This window comes from Streptomyces sp. MAI_2237, from assembly GCF_054189285.1.
This window is the reverse complement of record NZ_JAJPGQ010000003.1, coordinates 1,815,802-1,833,008: the sequence shown is the minus strand read 5'-3', so window position 1 is coordinate 1,833,008 and position 17,207 is coordinate 1,815,802. Positions and strand designations below refer to the sequence as shown.

Annotated in this window: 17 protein-coding genes; 3 read left to right on the top strand and 14 right to left on the bottom strand. The window is 72.1% G+C overall.

Annotation, left to right across the window (positions count from 1 at the left end):
- Window positions 1-15: 15 nt before the first annotated feature.
- The 9 genes from LN251_RS18925 to LN251_RS18885 form a co-directional block, all read right to left on the bottom strand.
- Window positions 16-1,509: a sensor histidine kinase gene (locus tag LN251_RS18925; RefSeq protein ID WP_458245441.1), complete on the bottom strand. Its 1,494-nt coding sequence runs from the start codon at window positions 1,507-1,509 to the stop codon at window positions 16-18.
- An 18-nt stretch (window positions 1,510-1,527) separates the two neighbouring features.
- Window positions 1,528-2,415, bottom strand: a complete 888-nt coding sequence (locus LN251_RS18920) for a DUF5936 domain-containing protein (protein WP_362985069.1) — start codon at window positions 2,413-2,415, stop codon at window positions 1,528-1,530.
- Between the two features lie 18 nt (window positions 2,416-2,433).
- Entirely contained in the window at window positions 2,434-3,378 is a 945-nt protein-coding gene (locus LN251_RS18915) for a type II secretion system F family protein (protein ID WP_458245440.1), read from the bottom strand.
- A 12-nt stretch (window positions 3,379-3,390) separates the two neighbouring features.
- The gene (locus tag LN251_RS18910; RefSeq protein WP_458245439.1) at window positions 3,391-4,728 is read right to left on the bottom strand and encodes a CpaF family protein; all 1,338 of its coding nucleotides are present in this window, start codon (window positions 4,726-4,728) and stop codon (window positions 3,391-3,393) included.
- A gap of 31 nt (window positions 4,729-4,759) precedes the next feature.
- Window positions 4,760-5,104 carry a TadE/TadG family type IV pilus assembly protein gene (locus LN251_RS18905; protein WP_249834530.1) on the bottom strand — a complete coding sequence of 115 codons (345 nt, stop codon included), beginning with the start codon at window positions 5,102-5,104 and terminating at the stop codon, window positions 4,760-4,762.
- Window position 5,105: 1 nt separating this feature from the next.
- Entirely contained in the window at window positions 5,106-5,486 is a 381-nt protein-coding gene (locus LN251_RS18900; RefSeq protein WP_458245438.1) for a TadE/TadG family type IV pilus assembly protein, read from the bottom strand.
- Complete coding sequence (locus LN251_RS18895; protein ID WP_458245437.1) at window positions 5,483-6,739, bottom strand: AAA family ATPase; 1,257 nt, start codon at window positions 6,737-6,739, stop codon at window positions 5,483-5,485. The genes LN251_RS18900 and LN251_RS18895 overlap by 4 nt, the downstream gene beginning before the upstream one ends.
- Window positions 6,740-6,745: 6 nt before the next feature.
- Entirely contained in the window at window positions 6,746-7,450 is a 705-nt protein-coding gene (gene cpaB, locus LN251_RS18890) for a Flp pilus assembly protein CpaB (RefSeq protein ID WP_458245436.1), read from the bottom strand.
- 81 nt (window positions 7,451-7,531) lie between these two features.
- Window positions 7,532-8,359 (bottom strand): hypothetical protein, encoded by an 828-nt coding sequence (locus LN251_RS18885; RefSeq protein ID WP_458246751.1) that lies wholly within the window; start codon window positions 8,357-8,359, stop codon window positions 7,532-7,534.
- Between the two features lie 302 nt (window positions 8,360-8,661).
- Between LN251_RS18885 and LN251_RS18880 the strand changes: the two genes are divergently transcribed.
- The 3 genes from LN251_RS18880 to LN251_RS18870 all read left to right on the top strand — a co-directional run bounded on the left by LN251_RS18880 (window position 8,662) and on the right by LN251_RS18870 (window position 12,243).
- The gene (locus LN251_RS18880; RefSeq protein WP_458245435.1) at window positions 8,662-10,362 is read left to right on the top strand and encodes a chitinase; all 1,701 of its coding nucleotides are present in this window, start codon (window positions 8,662-8,664) and stop codon (window positions 10,360-10,362) included.
- A gap of 79 nt (window positions 10,363-10,441) precedes the next feature.
- A complete protein-coding gene (locus LN251_RS18875; protein ID WP_458245434.1) occupies window positions 10,442-10,951 on the top strand; it encodes a SigE family RNA polymerase sigma factor in 510 nt (169 codons plus the stop codon).
- Window positions 10,952-10,992: 41 nt separating this feature from the next.
- Window positions 10,993-12,243 carry a hypothetical protein gene (locus tag LN251_RS18870; RefSeq protein ID WP_458245433.1) on the top strand — a complete coding sequence of 417 codons (1,251 nt, stop codon included), beginning with the start codon at window positions 10,993-10,995 and terminating at the stop codon, window positions 12,241-12,243.
- Window positions 12,244-12,596: 353 nt separating this feature from the next.
- Here LN251_RS18870 and LN251_RS18865 read toward each other — a convergent pair whose 3' ends face one another.
- The 5 genes from LN251_RS18865 to LN251_RS18845 all read right to left on the bottom strand — a co-directional run bounded on the left by LN251_RS18865 (window position 12,597) and on the right by LN251_RS18845 (window position 17,172).
- A complete protein-coding gene (locus tag LN251_RS18865; protein ID WP_458245432.1) occupies window positions 12,597-13,160 on the bottom strand; it encodes a hypothetical protein in 564 nt (187 codons plus the stop codon).
- Between the two features lie 75 nt (window positions 13,161-13,235).
- The gene (locus LN251_RS18860; RefSeq protein WP_458245431.1) at window positions 13,236-14,750 is read right to left on the bottom strand and encodes a GntP family permease; all 1,515 of its coding nucleotides are present in this window, start codon (window positions 14,748-14,750) and stop codon (window positions 13,236-13,238) included.
- 108 nt (window positions 14,751-14,858) lie between these two features.
- The gene (locus tag LN251_RS18855) at window positions 14,859-15,269 is read right to left on the bottom strand and encodes a RidA family protein (RefSeq protein WP_458245430.1); all 411 of its coding nucleotides are present in this window, start codon (window positions 15,267-15,269) and stop codon (window positions 14,859-14,861) included.
- A complete protein-coding gene (locus LN251_RS18850) occupies window positions 15,266-16,027 on the bottom strand; it encodes an IclR family transcriptional regulator (RefSeq protein WP_383671307.1) in 762 nt (253 codons plus the stop codon). Before LN251_RS18850 ends, LN251_RS18855 begins: the two co-directional genes overlap by 4 nt.
- Entirely contained in the window at window positions 16,024-17,172 is a 1,149-nt protein-coding gene (locus LN251_RS18845) for a sugar kinase (protein ID WP_458245429.1), read from the bottom strand. The genes LN251_RS18850 and LN251_RS18845 overlap by 4 nt, the downstream gene beginning before the upstream one ends.
- Between the last annotated feature and the right edge of the window lie 35 nt (window positions 17,173-17,207).

The window sequence follows — 17,207 nt, the reverse complement described above, 5'->3', positions numbered from 1 at the left end:
GGGTCGGCGTGACGCTCATGCGCTCTGCGCGGTCAGGGCCGTGAGCGGCAGCTCCAGGCGGACCTCGGTGCCCCGCGCGTGGTCCCCGCGGCCGACGCTGATCCGGGCGCCCACCGACGCCGCCCGCTCCACCATGCCGACCAGGCCGAAGTGGCCCGCGCGGCGCAGTTGTTCGAGGCTGGTGCCGGGGGGCAGGCCGTCGCCGTCGTCGTACACGCTGATGCACAGCAGGCCCTCGCGCACGCCGCCGCTGACGTCGACCCGGGTGGGGGCCGCGTGGCGGTGGGCGTTCTCCATGGCCTCGTCGGCGATGGTGAGGAGCTGGCGGGCTACTGCGGGCGGGACCGGGGGCACGGTGTCGTCGCCGGTGGGGCGGCAGGCGGCGGACAGTCCGGTGCGGGTGGCGAAGTCGCGGGTGCGGGAGGCGAGTTCGGCCAGTACGTCGGTGCCGTGGCCGGGGTCGTTCACGCGCCGCAGGTCGGTGAGGAGTTCGCGGCTCTCGGCGGCGGCGCGGCGGGCGGCGCGGGCGACGAGTTCCGCCTGCTGCCGGAGCCGGGCCGGATCGGTGCCGTCCCGGCCCGCCGAGGCCGCGAGGCCGTCCGCGGCGAGGGCCACTCCGTGCAGGGTCTTGGCCACCGAGTCGTGCATCTCCCGTGCGAGGCGGGCGCGTTCGGCGCCGACCGCCTCGGTGGCGGCGAGGCGGGCCTGGACCTCGGTGAGGGCCTGGGTCGCCGTGCCGAAGCGGAGCATCAGGCCGCGCAGTGACGAGCCGACCGCGCCGGCGATGACGCACAGGCCGGGCAGGAGCAGGGACTCGGCGAGGGCGGCGTGCAGGTCGTGCCTGGTGGCGTGGACCAGCAGGAGGATGAGGGACTGCAGGGACGCGAAGCACGCCGCTCCCCGCCAGCTGTAGACGATCCCCGCCAGCAGCGGCGTGCAGACGCTGACGTACGCGAGTGTGGTGTCCGGGCCCGCCGAGATCAGCAGCAGCGAACCGAGGAGGGTGTCGACCGCCAGCAGGGAGGGGTGGCGCAGGAGCAGGGGGCCGAAGCGCTCCCAGTCCCGGTACAGGACGTAGGAGCCCATGAAGGTGACCACGACGGCGGCACCGACCAGGCGGACGGGCATGCCGGGGGCTGCGTTGACGAGGGCGGCCGGGGCGGCCAGGGCGATCATGGCCAGGCGGAAGGCGAAGACCTGGCGGCACATGGCCTGCAGGGCGTTGACCTGGAGGGAGAGGGCGGGGGGTCGCGGGGCGTCCTCGGCGGGCGCGGGCGTCGGCGATGCGATCCTCGCCGGCTGACGCGGTACCGCCGGCAGCGGTGCCGGGGTCCGGGTCAGGACCCAGCCGGAGGGCAGCGCGGGCGGCAGCGCGGGCACCGGGGCGTCGGGGGCGCCGGTGCGCGCGCGGTCCGCGACAACCGTGCCCGCCGGCTGGGCGGTGATCCTGCTCCGCGCCGTCCGCGGGCGGCGCCACGGCGGGCCGCCGCGTTCCTTCGTCATCGCCATCTCGTCGCCCTCCCCTGCCTACTTGCCCGTGAGCGTGCCGAAGTCGGTGCCGGAGCCGAGCAGCAGTCCCGCGCCGAGCAGGAGCAGAGTGGCCGGGACCATGAAGGTGGTGATCATCAGCGTGGCCCGCGGGACGGCCCGCGCGGCCTTGCGGCGGGCGTTCTGGGCGTCCGTGCGGCGCATGTCCTTGGCCAGCGAGACGAGGGTGTCCACGATCGGGGCGCCCAGCTCCTCGCCCTGCTGCAGTGCCGTCACGAACATGGCCACCTGCTCGGAGTCGTTGCGGCGCCGAAGTTCCGCGAAGGCCTGGCGGCGGCTCATGCCGAGGTCCATCTGGCGCAGGGTGATGCGCAGTTCGTCGGCCCAGGGGCCCTCGTAGCGGGTCGCCACCCGGTCCAGGGCCTGCCGGAAGCCGAGCCCGGCGCTCACCACGACGGCCAGCACGTCCAGGAAGTCGGGAAGGGTGCGCTCGATGACGTCCTTGCGGTGGCGGATCGCCACCCAGATGCCGACCTCGGTCCAGAACGCGCCGAACGCCAGCAGCAGCAGCGCGACGAGGTACTGGCCTCGCAGCAGGAACACCAGGAAGCCGACGGCGCCGAGGAAGCCGTAGACCGCGCGCCGGGCCGCGTAGCGGTCGATGGTCAGACCGCCCGGGTTGCCCGCGAGGTCGATCTTGCGGCGGTACTTGGCGACCAGGCCGGGGCCCATCAGCCGCAGGACCGCGGGGGCGTAACGCATGCCCATGCGGTCGATGAGGGAGTCGACCGCTCCGGTGCGGGTGGCGCCGACCTCCAGGGCCAGGAGCAGGTCGCCGGGGAGTTTCGCCTCCGCCCGGTACATGCGGATGCCGGCGAAGACGCCCCAGACGGCGAGGCCCATCGCGAGCGCGAGCAGCAGTGCCATGTCACCTACCCCCTTGTCTCAGACGTCGATCCGCGACATGCGCCGGATGAGCACGAACCCGACGGCGTACATGGCGAAGGCGATGATCACGCAGGCCTGGCCGACGGGCGAGCCGGTCATGCGGTCCAGGGCACCGTCCTTGACCCCGTTCATCAGGAAAAGGGAGCCCACGCCCATCACGGGGACGGCATACGCCGTCATGTTGACCTGGGAGAGCTGGGTGCGGATCTCGCGCCGGGTCTCCTTGCGCTCCTCCAGCGTCTCGGTGAGGTTGCGCAGCGCGCCGACGACCTGTCCGCCCGCCCGGTTGGACAGCACCAGCGTGGTGACGAGGACGACCAGTTCGCGGGAGGGCAGCCGGTCCGCGAGGTCCCCCAGCGCCTCGTCGAGGGACTGCCCGATCGCCAGCTGGTTGGCGACCTTCTCCAGTTCCTCTCCGGCCGGCGCCTCCAGTTCCTCGGCCGCCATGCTGATCGCGGTGCGCAGTGCCAGGCCGGCCTGTGTGGCGTTGGCCAGGATGCGGGCCAGTTCGGGGAGTTGGTTGATGAACTTCTCGATGCGTTTCTGGCGCTGCCAGGTGAGGAACTGCCAGGCCGCCCAGACGCCGAGCAGGCCGGCGATCGGGCCGAAGAAGGGGGCGAGGGATGCCTGGCCGATCAGCCACAGGGCGGCGACCGTGGCGAGCATGTAGGCGAAGAACTCGCCCGGGGTGACGTCGAGTCCGGTCGCGGCGAGCTTCAGTTCCAGTTTCCGGCCGAGCCGGGTGCGGCGCAGCCGGCGGTCCAGGGTGCGGAAGCGGCGGGGGCGGCCAATGGCAGGTATCTGCCCGGTGTGCGTCAGCCGTTCGACGAGCGCGGCCCGCTCGGCGCGTCCGGTGGCGTACGCGTGCAGGCCCATGACGGCCAGGACGCAGGTCAGCAGCGTGATGCCGGTGGTGAGGGCGACGAGGTCTTGCAGATCCATGGGGGGCGGCACCTACCTGGCTTCTCGGGTGGCTAGCTGGTCCGCGGACCGGGCGACGCCGAAGGCCTGGGGGACGGCCTGGTTCGCCATGTAGAGGCGGTCCGCGCTGCGGCGGGTGAGGGGGTAGTGCTCGAAGGCGCCGTGGATCCGGCCGTCCGGCGCCATGGGTTGGGCGTTGAAGCGGGCCACGGTGGCCAGCCGGTACGGCTCCCCGCCGTGGCTGTCGAGCAGGGCGACCTCGGTGACGCGGCGGGCGCCGTCGGCGAAGCGGGTGAGCTGGATGATGACGTCGACGGCGCTGTTGATCTGGTCGTGCAGGGCGACGAAGGGGACCTCGACGTCGGACATGGACGCCAGGGTCTGCAGGCGCATCAGGGCGTCCTCGGCGCTGTTGGCGTGAACGGTGGCGAGGGAGCCGTCGTGGCCGGTGGACATGGCCTGGAGCATGTCGAGGGACTCGCCGCCGCGGACCTCGCCGACGACGATGCGGTCGGGGCGCATCCGCAGGGAGTTGCGGACCAGGTCGCGGATGCTGATCTGGCCCTTGCCCTCGACGTTCGGCGGGCGGGACTCCAGGCGGATCACGTGCGACTGCTGGAGCTGGAGCTCGGCGGAGTCCTCGATGGTGATGATGCGCTCGCCCTCCGGGATCAGCCCGGACAGGGCGTTGAGCAGGGTCGTCTTGCCGGTGCCGGTGGCGCCGGAGACGATGACGTTGAACTTGGCCCGTACCAGGCCCGCGAGCAGGAACAGGATGTGCTCGTCGAGCGAGCCGAAGCTCACCATCTCCTGGAGCGTGAAGGAGCGCGGGAAGCGGCGGATGGTGAGGGTGGCGCCGGTCAGCGACAGCGGCGGGATGATGACGTTGACGCGCTCGCCGGAGGGGAGGCGTGCGTCGACCATGGGGTTCGACTCGTCCACGCGCCGGTTGACCGTGGAGACGATCCGCTCGATGGTCTGCATGAGCTGGTCGTGGGAGGCGAAGCGGAGCGGCAACTGCTCGACGCGGCCGCCGCGTTCGACGAAGATCGCGTCGGGGCCGTTGACCATGATCTCGGTGATCGACGCGTCCTCGAGGAGGGGTTCGAGGATGCCGAGGCCGAGTGCCTCGTCGACCACCCGGCGGATAAGCTGGGAGCGTTCGACCGTCGACAGCACCGGGCCCTCGCGGCTGATGATGTGCCCGAGGACGCGCTCCAGGCGGGCCCGGCGCTCGGCCGCGGCGAGCGAGGACATCTCCGCGAGGTCGATCTCCTCCAGGAGCTTGGCCCGGTAGGAGGCGACCAGGTGCGCGTCCTCGCCCCGGTGGCCGTTCTCCTCGGGGGAGTTGATGCGTGCCCGCAGGCTCATGGGTCGGTGCTCCTCGCTGTGCCCGGGTGTATCAGTGGTCGAGCGGCATGACGGCGGTCTTGCTGGCTTCGTAGCGGCCCAGTCCGGGGAACAGAACGGGGATCGTGACGTGCGAGGTGACCTGGACCTCGGTCCCCAGGTCCGCGGTGTCGCACGTGGCGTCCAGGCTGACGGCCTGGGCGCAGGCCGCGCCCGCCGCCTGCTGGAGGGAGGCCGCCCGAGCCCCCGCCCTGGCCGCGGTCCCCGCCTGCTGGGCGGCGTACGCGATCAGTCCCAGCTGCACCCCGGCGAGTGCGACGAGCAGCAGGACGGGCAGGAAACCCAGGTACTCGATGGCCACTTGGCCGGCGTCACGGCGTCTGCGGTGGTACGACATCTCACTCCTTCACCTCCTCCACCGCGCCGGCGTGTCCGTACACGGTGAGGGGGAAGGAGATCGACCCCGGGAAGAGGACGGGGACCCTGATCGCCACGTCCGCGGTCACGAATCCGGAGCCGCCGCACTGCTTCACCGTGGCCGCTCCCCTCCATGCCCCCGACAGATCCTTCAGCGCCGCCTGCTCACAGGTGGCGAACCGCGCGTCCCGGGGTGCGGCCGTTCCCGCCCGCACGCCCTCGTCGGCAGCATTCCCCGCGAGCGAGTAGGCGTACCCCACCAGCACGAACTGCCACACCAGCACCAGCGTCAGAATGATCAGCGGTGTCATGCCGAGGAACTCGATGGTCACCTGTCCCCGGTCGCCGCGCCGCCTCCTCATGGCCCCAGCTCCCTGCGCCGCCGGAAACTCACCGACCCCCGGTCGCCCCTAAGACGGCCACCGCCCCGGTGCGCCCCTTCCGTCGCCCTCATCAGGCCCAGCTCCCCCGCGAGACCCCAGAGGGCCTGCTTGACGGCCCCCTTGTTGTCCAGTTCGTGGATGCGGCCGGCGTCCACCGCCGCCTGCAGTTCCTTGAAGTTGGCCGGGACCACGGTCGCCGCGACCGCCGTGCCGGTGATCTTCTGGATGAGCGGCGGCTGGATCTCGGAGGCCCGCGCGTGCCGGTTGACGACGACCGTCGTCTCCTCCGCCTTGCGGATCTGAAGCCGGTCCCACATGCGCACCGTCCGCTTGGCGCCGCGCACCGCGACCACGTCGGGCGTGGTGACGAGCAGGGCCAGGTCGGCCATCTCCACGGCCGCGGCGCCGGCCCCGCTCAACTGGGCCCCGCAGTCGACGACCACGACCTCGTAGCGGGACCTGAGGGCACTGACGATCTGCCGGGCCGCGCGGTCCGTCATCTCCTCGCCGCGCTCCCCCTCCCCCGGCGCGAGCAGCAGCGACACCCCGGTGTCGTGCCGGAAGACCGCGTCCGCGAGGACGCGCGGCGAGATGTCGCTGATCGCGGCCAGGTCGACCACCGACCGCCGGAACTGCACGTCCAGGTAGGAGGCGATGTCGCCGGTCTGCAGGTCCATGTCCACCAGGACGGTGGCGCGCCCCGACGCCTGTGCGGCCAGGGCGAGCTGGATGGCGGTGAGGGTCGCACCGACGCCGCCCTTGGCCCCGCTCACCGTCACGACGGTCCCGCCGACGCCGGTGAACACGTCGCCTCCGGCGCCCAGATGGCGCCGTACGCCCACCGACCACTGGGCGACGGCCTGCACACGGCTCGCCAGCTCCTCGTAGCTGAGGGGCAGGGCGACCAGGCCGCGGGCGCCGTAGTCCATGGCGGCCTGGAAGAGGCCGGGGCTCGCGTCCGTGGTGACGAGGATGACCCCGACCGCCGGGAAGCGCAGGGCCACCTCGCGGATGAGTTCCAGGGCCGGGACCGGGCCGATGCGCTCGTGGACCACCACGACCTCGGGCAGTTCGTCGACCGACTCGGCGGCCAGCCGGGCGAGGGTGTCGACGAGCTGGGTGGAGTCGACGACCGGGGCGACCGGTTCGGCGTCCGGGAGCTGGCTGAGCAGGGTCGTGAGGGAACGGACCGCGTCCGCGTCACCGACGGCCGGGAGGATCCTGGTGGGCATGCGGGCTCACTTGTCCTTCGCGAGTTCGTACGTGCGGTCCTTGTCCGGGACCGTCGTGCCGCCGCCCGGTGCGACCAGTGCGAGCCGGACCCGCTGGGCGAACGACTCGGCGTAGGTGATGCGCTGCGCGTCGAGGGTGGAGAGGGCGAAGGTGATGGGGACGGTGTCGGTCGGCTGGTTCTTGCCGGCCTCCGCGGGGTCGAGCGCCTTGATCTGACCGACGTTGAGGACCTTCGCGTTCGTGACGATGATCTTGGACTCGGCGGGGTCGCCCTGCCGCTGGCCCGCGAAGGTGGCGTAGACGTTGACCGTCGAACCGGGCGTGATCTGGCCTGCCACCCCGGTCGCCGCGTCGATCATGATGGCGACCTCCTGCTGCCCGGGCTGCAGGGCCGGCTGGTCGACGATCATGTCGGTCTGCAGCAGGGAGCCCGGCTTCAGCGTGGTGACAGCGATCTTGCCCCGGACGTCACCGATATGGGTGACCGCGTTGTCCGACAGCCAGCGCTTGGGCATCGAGATCTTCTCGAACTGGTCCGCGCTCAGCTGGGTGTACGGCTCTATCTTGGCCTTGACCTGGTACGCCGTGACCTCGGGCCCGACCTTGGACTTCACGTCGCCGATGACCGACAGGACGCCGGCGAACGCGCCGAGGGCGCAGACGATCGACAGGACCAGCAGGAGCACGCCGCGGCGCTGACGGGAGTTCATGAACCGTACAACCTCATTGGGGGATATCGGTCGAGCGGATGGGGGGTGTGCGAGCGGTGCGCGGGACGGTGGGCGGCGGCCTCAGGAGCCTCTCCCGGCGGGGAGCTGCCGGGGGCCGTCCGGGGGTGGTGGCGGGGTGGCGGAGCAGAACACGCAGCGGTCGCCGATCACGTCGATGCCGCACCAGTGGCAGACGCCCTGCCGGACGGAGGTGACCAGCTGGTAGAGGACCGAGAGGTCGGGCAGGTAGGCGGCGAACTCGACCAGCTTGCTCGTGCCCCACCAGGCCGCGGACTCGGTCGGCGCCGAAATCTCCCGCAGACCCTGGGCGTTCCACTGCTTGGCCAGGGTGGCGGTGACCCAGTCCGACTGCAGCTGCCCCTTGGCGACCAGCATCCGGGTGCCGAACTCCGGTCCGGGCAGGGCGGCTCCGGGCCCGAGCTTGACCAGCCGCGGCTCGGGGTGGGCCAGTACGGCGAACTGACTGCCCGGCACCCAGGACTTCGCGTGCGACTTCAGGCCGACCGGGACGCGGTCCAGCCGGGCGACGGAGCCGAGCAGCGCGCCCGCGTGGATGTAGTGGGTCAGCAGGCGGCCCGCGGAGGCGAGGACGCCCGGGCTGAGGTCGCAGGAGGCGAGCTGGCGCAACTGGCGGGCCAGGACCGCGAGTCCGAGCGGGGGCAGATCGGGCCGGAACAGGGCGATCCGGTCGCTCTCCAGCAGGGAGCGGATCGTGCGCAGCCGTTGTTCGACTCCGGCGGGGGCCGCCTTGGAGCACACGACGACGAGATGGCCGTACTGGTCGATCAAAGCCTGGACGGCCGCCAGCGCCTGGTCGAGAGGCTGACGGTCCAGGTCCGGCAGGACGACTGCGGGCAGGGTCCGTTCGTCCTGCGGCGGCAGCGCCATGTCGGCACTGGTCACGGCAACGGCTGTTGGCACGCGCAGCTCCCCGTGTTGCGCCGTCGGCACACCGGGATTACTCCGGCGCACCGAAATGACTTCACTGCGTGACTACGTCAGCACTGTAACCACGGGCTTGTGACCGGAGAACAGCGTTTGTGCAGCTGATGTGGAACTGCCGCCTCACAAGGTGCGCCAAAACGGGGCACCTTGTGCATCTCGCCGATCCCGAACCGACCCCGGCCCCCGATCGCCGCATTTGGTCTGGACCTCTTGACAGACGTATTGGTCTGGACCAACTTATTGTCATGTCCCCACAGAGACGATCAGCACGGTTCTGGTCAGGAGCCGTCACCGCCGCCCTCGCCCTCACGTTCCTGGGCACGGGCCAGGCGTCCGCCGCGGACGTCAACAACGCCCAGAACGCCGGCTTCGAGTCGGGTCTGGGCGACTGGACCTGTTCCGCGAGCAGCGGGACGACGGTCTCCTCCCCCGTCCACAGCGGCTCGGCCGCCCTGAAGGCGACACCGGCCGGGCAGGACGACGCCCGGTGCGGCCAGACGGTGGCCGTCCGGCCGGGCTCCACGTACACCCTGAGCGCCTGGGTGCAGGGCGGGTACGCCTTCCTCGGCGTCACCGGCACCGGCACCACCGACGTCTCCACCTGGACCCCGGACTCGTCCTCCTGGAAGCAGCTGTCGACGAGCTTCACCACCGGGGCGTCGACGACCTCCGTGACGGTCTACACCCACGGCTGGTACGGCCAGGCCGCCTACTACGCCGACGACGTCTCGGTCTACGGCCCCGACGGCGGCGGGGGCAGCGGCGGCGGGGGCCCGACGGTCCCGGCCGCGCCGGGCGGCCTCGCGGTCTCCGGCACGACGTCCTCGTCGGTGTCGCTGGCCTGGAACACCGTGTCCGGCGCGACCGGCTACACCGTCTACCGGGACGGCACCAAGGTCACGGCCGTGACGGGGACCTCGGCGACCGTGACCGGCCTGGCCGCCGCCACCTCGTACTCCTTCCAGGTCACGGCGACGAACGCGGCCGGCGAGTCGGCGAAGTCCGGGGCGGTCACCGGGACGACGGCGACCTCCGGCGGGGGCGGCGGGGGCGGCGGCACGCTGTCCAAGCACGCCGTCACCGGGTATTGGCAGAACTTCAACAACGGGGCGACGGTCCAGAAGATCTCCGACGTCTCCTCCCAGTACGACATCATCGCCGTGGCGTTCGCGGACGCGACGACGACACCGGGCGCGGTGACCTTCACCCTCGACTCGGCGGGGCTCGGCGGCTACACCGTCGACCAGTTCAAGGCGGACATCAAGGCCAAGCAGGCCGCCGGGAAGAAGGTGATCGTCTCGGTCGGCGGCCAGAACGGCACGGTGTCGGTGAGCGACTCGGCATCCGCCGCGAACTTCGCGAACTCGGTCTACTCGCTGATGCAGACCTACGGCTTCGACGGCGTCGACATCGACCTGGAGAACGGCCTCAACGCCACCTACATGTCCCAGGCGCTGCGGGCCCTGTCGGCGAAGGCCGGCTCGTCCCTGATCATCACCATGGCCCCGCAGACCATCGACATGCAGTCGACCTCGGGCTCCTACTTCCAGACCGCGCTGAACATCAAGGACATCCTGACGGTCGTCAACATGCAGTACTACAACAGCGGTTCGATGCTGGGCTGCGACGGCAAGGTGTACGCGCAGGGCTCGGTGGACTTCCTGACCGCCCTGGCCTGCATCCAGCTGGAGGGCGGCCTCGCCCCGTCCCAGGTGGGCCTCGGCCTGCCGGCCTCCACGAGCGCGGCGGGCAGCGGGTACGTGTCGCCGACCGTGGTGAACAACGCCCTGGACTGTCTGGCCAAGGGCACCAACTGCGGTTCCTTCAAGCCCTCGAAGACCTACCCCGGCCTTCGGGGCGCGATGACCTGGTCGACGAACTGGGACGCCTCGGCCAGCGGTTCGTGGTCCGCTTCGGTGGGAGCGCATGTGCACGCGCTGCCGTAGCCGAGGAAAGATGAAACATTTCCCGGGGCCCACCGCATCAATGAAGTGAGAACGGCGCCGGCGGACAGGGGGAACGGGCATGAGACAGGCACGCGCGGACGAGTACGCGGAGTTCGCGGCGGCGCGGGCCGGGCATCTCTACCGTTCCGCCTGTCTGCTCACCGCCGGTGACACGCATCTCGCCGAGGACCTCGTGCAGGAGACCCTCGGCCGGCTGTACGTCCGCTGGGGACGCGTGTCGCGGGTCGGCAACCCCGCCGGATACGCGCAGACCGTTCTCGCGCGTACGTTCCTCGCCCATCAGCGCCGGCGCAGCGCTTCCGAGCGTGCCACCGACGTGCTGCCCGACCGGGCGCACGACGGCACCGGGGACACACCGCTGCGGCTGACCCTGCTGGAGGCGCTCTCCCGACTGCCCGCGAAGGACCGGGCGGTCGTCGTCCTGCGCTACTGGGAGGACCGCTCCATCGCGGAGACCGCCGACGCCCTGCACGTCAGCTCGGCCGCCGTGCGCACGCGTTGTGTCCGCGCGCTCGGGCGGCTGCGCGGGCTGCTGGGCGAGGAGCTCGGCGAGTACGCGCGCCCCTGACCGTCCCCTCTCACCTCACTTCGCGAAACGGTGGTTCCGTCATGCCCGACGTCGAACAGCACAGCGACCCGTTCGAGGAACAGCTCTCCGCCGACCTGCGCCGCGCCGGCGCCGGGTTCGACGCCGACCGGGCCGCGCTCGTCGCCGCGGGAGCGGTGCGCGGACGGCGCCGGCTGCTCAGGCGGCGGGCCGCCGTCGTGAGCGGGGCGGCCTCCCTGGCGCTCGCCGGCCTGGGCGGGGCCCTGCTGCTGCCGGGCGGCGACGGCAAGGCGCCGCGGGAGGAGACCTCCGTGGGCACCTCCGGCCGCTCCGCCACCGCGGCCCCTCCGGCCGTCTCCGGCGACGCGCTGATCCGCGCCCTGGAGAAGCTGCTGCCCGCGGGGAAGTTGAGCAAGACGGAGGCGCGCGGCACGGACGAGGAGCCGGGGCCGTACGTGAGCGGCGTGTACGACGACGGCAAGGGCGCGGCGGCGATCGCCGTGATCCTGGGGCGCGTCCAGCCGGGCAGCGACCGGGCGCGGCAGATCACCGAGTGCCCGGGCAAGGTGTTCGTGCACTACGACGCCTGCGGCACGACCCGGCTGCCGGACGGCTCGGTGGTGATGGTCATGCAGGGGTACGAGTATCCGGACCGCCGGGTGGACACCAAGCTGTGGAGCGCCGAGCTGGTCACGCCCGAGGGCCGGCACGTCGGCATCATGGAGTGGAACGCGGCGGCCGAGAAGGACGCGCCGGTCACCCGGCCCGAACCGCCCCTGTCACCCGCCCGGTTGAGGCAGCTCGCGGCGGCGCGCGTCTGGCGGGACGCCGTCGACGCGATGCCCGAGGACCCCGGCCGGCCCACCGGGGAGCCGACTCCCACCGCCACCCGGCCCGCCGTGGCGGTCGCCCCGACCCTCAGGAGCCTGCTGCCGAAGGGGCGGTTCACGGTGTCGGCGTCCAGCGGCGACGACACCGGCTTCGGCTATCTCGTCGTCGACGACGGCAAGGGCAAGTGCCTCGTCCAGGTCAACGTCCAGGACGGCATGTCGGACGTCGCCGGCGACCTGTTCGGCTCCGGTTCCGAGACGCTGCCGGACGGGACGAGGGTCGCCGTGCACCAGGGGCCCAGTGAGAAGGGCGGCTCGGGTGCCGTGATGTGGACCGTCGACACCCTGCGGAGCGACGGCAGGCGGGTGGTGATCAGCGAGCTCAACTCCGGCGCCCCGCACGACGCGGCGACGCGCACCACCCCCGCGCTGACGATCGCGCGGCTCCGGACGATCGCCCTGAGCCCGAAGTGGTGGCAGTAGCCCCGGCGGCCGGTGGGCAGCAGCCAAACCCGGGCAGGTGACGGCCGCCCGGGGGCAGCGCGAGCCCCCGGGCGGCCGGACCGAGCGGCACGGCCGTCGCCGACCACAGCCGTCCGCCCCGTACGTGCCGAGTTCCCACCACACGGTCCGAGACCGCCCGGCCCGGTCGGGGTGACCGGACGTGCTCTCCCGTGGAAACGGACCTCACTGTCCTCCGGGTCCGGCATCCATGCACGCGCCGCTCACCCGGCCGGGTACAACTTCGCGCGAGGGGAGGGCGGCAGGAAGGGCCGCGCGTACACTGCGCGGCCCCTGGCGGAAGAGTTCACGGCGGACGCGGTGCCCCGCGACCGTCAGTCGGCGTCCTCGGGGGCCTCGGCGTCGGTTCCCTTGTCGTCCTCGTCCTCGAAGTAGGCGTCGAGGACGGCGTCCAACCGGGCCTCCCACTCACTGAAGCGGGACCGGGACGGCGCCTCGATCTCGATGGGGTACCAGCGGCGCTCGGGAGTGTGCACCGTGATGGTGAACCGCTTGCCGAAGCGGGGGGACTCCGTCTCGACGGCGCCGATCTCGTCCCAGCGGAACTCGCACTCCTGGTCGTCGAGGGCCAGGCGTACGCCCCTGTGGTCGGCGACGATTCTGGCGCGGCGGTCGGAGGCCTCGAAGACGGGTCCCTCGGGGGCCTGTTCCTCGTCGCCGTCCGTCGCGGGCTCCTCGACGGCGTCCTTCGCCTCGGCCCCGGCGGCGGCCTCGGTCTCCGCCTCCGCGGCATCGGCCTCGGCGACTTCGGGCCCGGTGTCCTCCGGTTCTCCGGTCGCGGGCGAGGCGAGCCCGGGGATGAAGGCCGGGTCGAATCCGGCACCCGTGACGGGCTCGCCCTTCAGGGGCTGGCTGCTCGAACCTATGCGCTGCTCCACAGCGGGCAGTATGGTCGACGATCCTGTGCCGGACACAGCCGGCCCCAACTTCGTTATCAGACGCCTACATGCGGCTCACACGAACACACTGACCCCAGCGGCCACCGCGAACCCCGCCACCGACAGCACCGATTCCAGCACCGTCCAGGACTTCAGCGTGTCCCGCTCGCTGATGCCGAAGTACTTCGCCACCATCCAGAAGCCGCCGTCGTTGACGTGCGAGGCGAAGATGGAGCCCGCCGAGATGGCCATGATGACCAGGGCGACGAAGCTCTGGGAGTGGTGGCCCCCGGCGAGGAGCGGGGCGACGATGCCGGCCGTCGTGACGATGGCGACCGTGGCCGAGCCCTGGGCCACCCGCAGCACCACCGAGATCAGGTAGGACAGGACGATCACGGGCAGGCCGACGTCGTTGAAGGTGTCGGAGAGGGCCTGGGCGACCCCGCTGGCCTTGAGGACGGCGCCGAAGACGCCGCCCGCGCCGACGACCAGGAGGATGTTGCCGACCGGCTTGAGCGAGGCGGTGGAGACGGTCTCCAGGGACCGGCGGGACCAGCCGCGGCGGATGCCGAGAAGGTAGTAGGCGAGGAGCAGGGCGATCGTCAGGGCGACGAAGGGGTGCCCGAAGAACTCGATCACCGAGCGGCCGGTGGAGGGGTCGAGGGCGATCGAGGAGAAGGTCGCGGCCAGGATGAGGATCAGCGGGGTGCCGATGATGCCCAGCACCGTGCCCAGCGGGACCGGCTTCTCCGCCGGCTCGACGCCCGACGCCCGCTGCTCCTCGAGGACGGCCTGCCGGGCCTCGGCGGCCGCCTCCACCATGTCCTGCGGTACGGCGACGAAGACGCGGTTGCCGATCCACGCGGAGTACGCCCACGCGGCGAGCACGGCGGGGATGCCGCAGACGACGCCCATGAGGATGACCCACCCGAGGTCGACGTGGAGCAGACCGGCCGCGGCCACCGGGCCGGGGTGCGGAGGCAGGAAGGCGTGGGTCATCGACAGGCCGGCGAGCAGGGGCAGGCAGTAGAGCAGGATCGACTTGCCGGTGGGGGTCCCCCCGGGACGGAGCTCGTCGGAGTCTTGGGGGAGCTTGGCCGCCGCGTACACGATGGGCGCGAGGACGAAGATGCCGACGTCGAAGAAGACGGGGATGCCGAAGATCAGGCCGGTGAGGCCCATGGCGAGCGGGGCCCGCTTCTCGCCGAACAGGTTCAGCAGCCGGGAGGCGAGCGCCTCCGCGCCGCCACTGACCTCCAGGATCGCGCCCAGCATCGTGCCGAGGCCGATGATGATCGCGACGTGCCCGAGGATGCCGCCCATGCCGGACTCGATCGTGGAGACGGCGTCCGACCGCTGGACCGTGCCGAAGAGTTCGGTGACGGACAGGCCGGCGAGCAGGCCGACGGCTATGGAGACGGCCAGCAGCGCCACGAACGGCTGCAGTCTGACCTTGATGATGAGGAAGAGGAGCAGGGCGATACCGAGGGCGGCGACCGTGAGCAGACCGGCCGTGCCGTCGACGAGGAGGAGGAGACCGCCGGTGTGGGGCGGGGTCTCGGGGGCGGCCGCGGCGAGCGAAGGGGGCATTCGGGGGTCCTCTGGGGTAAGTACATACAGCTTTCGGGCAGGGGAGGTCGCGGCACGGCACCGGGTGCGGTGCCATGCCGTGTGGGCCGTGCGGGAGGTGAGGGAGCGTCAGCCGAGGACGGCGAGCGCGTCGATCTCGATGAGGAGGCCGGCGGGCAGACCGACGTAGACCGTCGTGCGCGCGGCGGGCGGCTGGGTGAGGCCCTGCTCCTCGAAGTAGGCGTTGTAGAGGTCGTTCATCTCGGCGAAGTGGTCGACGTCGGTGAGGTAGACGCGGATCATCATCACGTCGTCCCAGCTCGCGCCGCCCTCCTGAAGGATCGCCTTGACGTTGGCGAGGGTCTGGAGGGTCTGCTCGCGCAGGGTGGGGCCTGCGGGCGTGGGCGGCTTGCCCTCCTCGGCCGGCAGGAAGCCGACCTGGCCCGCGACCTGGAGGATGTTGCCCTTGTGCACGCCGTGGGAGAACTTGGCGGGCGGGGTGGTGTGGGTGCTGGGGGTGAGGGCGGTCTTGTCCGTCATGCGGGGTCCTTTGCTGTGGTTCTGCCCGAGTACTCGCCGCTGATCGCGTCGGCCGTGCGGCGCACCAGCGGGAGCAGGGTGAGGAGTTCGTCGGCGGTGACGACGACGTTCGGCGCGGACACCGACATCGCGGCGACGACCCGGCCGTCGGCGCCGCGGACGGGGGCCGCGACGCAGTTGATGGACTCCTCGTGGCCGCCGAGGTCGGTGGCCCAGCCCTGTTCGCGCACCTTCTCCAACTCCCGCAGGAAGGCGGCGGGGTTGGGGGTGGAACGGGACGTGTACATGGGGTAGTCCAGCTGGTCGGCGAGGGCCCGCCGCTCGGCCTCGGGAAGGTCGGCGAGGAGAAGCTTGGCGACGGCCGCGACGGTGATGGCGACGGGCTTGCCGATCCGCGAGTACATCCGCACCGGGTAGCGGCTCTCCACCTTGTCGATGTAGAGCACCTCGTCCTCCTCGTACACGGCGAGGTGGACGGTGTGCCCGCACTGTTCGTTGAGGCGTACGAGGTGGGGGTGGGCGATCTCGCGGATGTCGAGGTTCTCCATCGCCTCCTGGGCGAGGGCGATGAGGCGGGCGCCGAGGCGGTAGCGCTGGTCGGACTGGCGGTAGACCATGCCGTGCTCGTGCAGCGTGCGCAGGAGCCTCAGGGCCGTGGACTTGTGCACGCCGAGGCGGTCGGCGACCTGGCCGAGGTCGGCGGGGCCCTCGGCGAGCAGCGGCAGGATGCTGAGCGCGCGGTCGACGGTCTGGCTCATGGGGTGCGTACCTCCTCCGGGGCCTTGCCGGCTTGCGTCCAGCCGGGGCCGAGTCGAAGTCTCTCCCAGGTGCCGTCGTCGAGGGCGGCGAGGTGGTCGGCGTGTGCGCGGGCGGGGGGCGGCGCGAGGTCGCCGGGCACGGTGAGGGCGGCGGCGGCCCACAGGTGACCGTGCCGCAGACGGTCGCGGACGGGCAGCTCCCGGAGTGTCGCGGAGAGGAACCCGGCCGCGAAGGCGTCCCCGGCACCGGTGGTGGCCACGACGTCCACGGCGAGCGCGGGGACGAAGGTGTGGGCTTGCTGCTGCTGGGCGGGGGGCGTGATCGCCTGCCCGCGCCGGCGGGGTGCCGCCGCGCCCGCCCGTGCCGCCCCAGCGGCACGACTGCCCGCGGCTCGACTGCCCGACGACACGAAGGCGGTGGCGCCCCTCGCCCCCTGCTTCACCACCAGCACACCCGGCTCGGGCAGTACCGCCCGGATCCGGGAGGGGCCGCCCGTGACCCCCCACGCCTCCTCCGCCTCGTCCTCCCCGACGAAGACGAGGTCGGCTCCCCGTGCCAGTTCCAGCAGCACCGCGGGGCCGTCGGTGTCCGGCCACAGCCCCGCCCGGTGGTTGACGTCGAAGGAGACGAGGGGCCGGCCCGGCGCGGGCGCCGTCAGCGCGCGTACCAGTTCCAGGCAGCCGGGCGACAGCGCGGCCGTGATCCCCGACAGGTGCAGCACGCGTCCCGCCCGTACCGCCGCCGGGTCCACCGTGTCCGCGGTCATGGCCGAGGCGGCCGACCCGGCACGGTAGTAGGCGACCTCGTGCGCGTCCGTCGACCGGTCGCCCGCCGTACGGAAGTACACCCCCGTGGGGCGTGAGGGGTCCCGTCCCACCGAGGAGACGTCGACCCCGAACGCGCCGATCGTCTCCACGAGGTGGTCCCCGAACCCGTCCGCGCCGACCCGGCTGACCCAGCGCACCGCGTGGCCGGCGGCGGCCAGTCCGCATGCCACGTTCGACTCGGCCCCGCCGATCCCCCGCTCGAACGACGGAACGTCGGCGAGGCGGCCCGGGCGGGTGGGCAGGAAGGTGACCATGGACTCGCCGAGCGCGACGACGTCCACGACGTCGGGGGCGTTGCGGGGTCCGTCGGCGGTCACGATCGTCGTAGCTCCCAGGCGAGATGCGGGTGACG

Coding starts and splice junctions, on each gene's coding strand:
- LN251_RS18925 (WP_458245441.1), bottom strand. CDS start 1,509: ATGGCGATGACGAAGGAACGCGGCGGCCCGCCGTGGCGCCGCCCGCGG.
- cpaB (WP_458245436.1), bottom strand. CDS start 7,450: ATGAACTCCCGTCAGCGCCGCGGCGTGCTCCTGCTGGTCCTGTCGATC.
- LN251_RS18870 (WP_458245433.1), top strand. CDS start 10,993: ATGCCCGACGTCGAACAGCACAGCGACCCGTTCGAGGAACAGCTCTCC.
- LN251_RS18880 (WP_458245435.1), top strand. CDS start 8,662: ATGTCCCCACAGAGACGATCAGCACGGTTCTGGTCAGGAGCCGTCACC.
- LN251_RS18900 (WP_458245438.1), bottom strand. CDS start 5,486: ATGAGGAGGCGGCGCGGCGACCGGGGACAGGTGACCATCGAGTTCCTC.
- LN251_RS18920 (WP_362985069.1), bottom strand. CDS start 2,415: ATGGCACTGCTGCTCGCGCTCGCGATGGGCCTCGCCGTCTGGGGCGTC.
- LN251_RS18875 (WP_458245434.1), top strand. CDS start 10,442: ATGAGACAGGCACGCGCGGACGAGTACGCGGAGTTCGCGGCGGCGCGG.
- LN251_RS18850 (WP_383671307.1), bottom strand. CDS start 16,027: ATGAGCCAGACCGTCGACCGCGCGCTCAGCATCCTGCCGCTGCTCGCC.
- LN251_RS18860 (WP_458245431.1), bottom strand. CDS start 14,750: ATGCCCCCTTCGCTCGCCGCGGCCGCCCCCGAGACCCCGCCCCACACC.
- LN251_RS18885 (WP_458246751.1), bottom strand. CDS start 8,359: ATGGCGCTGCCGCCGCAGGACGAACGGACCCTGCCCGCAGTCGTCCTG.
- LN251_RS18895 (WP_458245437.1), bottom strand. CDS start 6,739: ATGCCCACCAGGATCCTCCCGGCCGTCGGTGACGCGGACGCGGTCCGT.
- LN251_RS18915 (WP_458245440.1), bottom strand. CDS start 3,378: ATGGATCTGCAAGACCTCGTCGCCCTCACCACCGGCATCACGCTGCTG.
- LN251_RS18910 (WP_458245439.1), bottom strand. CDS start 4,728: ATGAGCCTGCGGGCACGCATCAACTCCCCCGAGGAGAACGGCCACCGG.
- LN251_RS18855 (WP_458245430.1), bottom strand. CDS start 15,269: ATGACGGACAAGACCGCCCTCACCCCCAGCACCCACACCACCCCGCCC.
- LN251_RS18905 (WP_249834530.1), bottom strand. CDS start 5,104: ATGTCGTACCACCGCAGACGCCGTGACGCCGGCCAAGTGGCCATCGAG.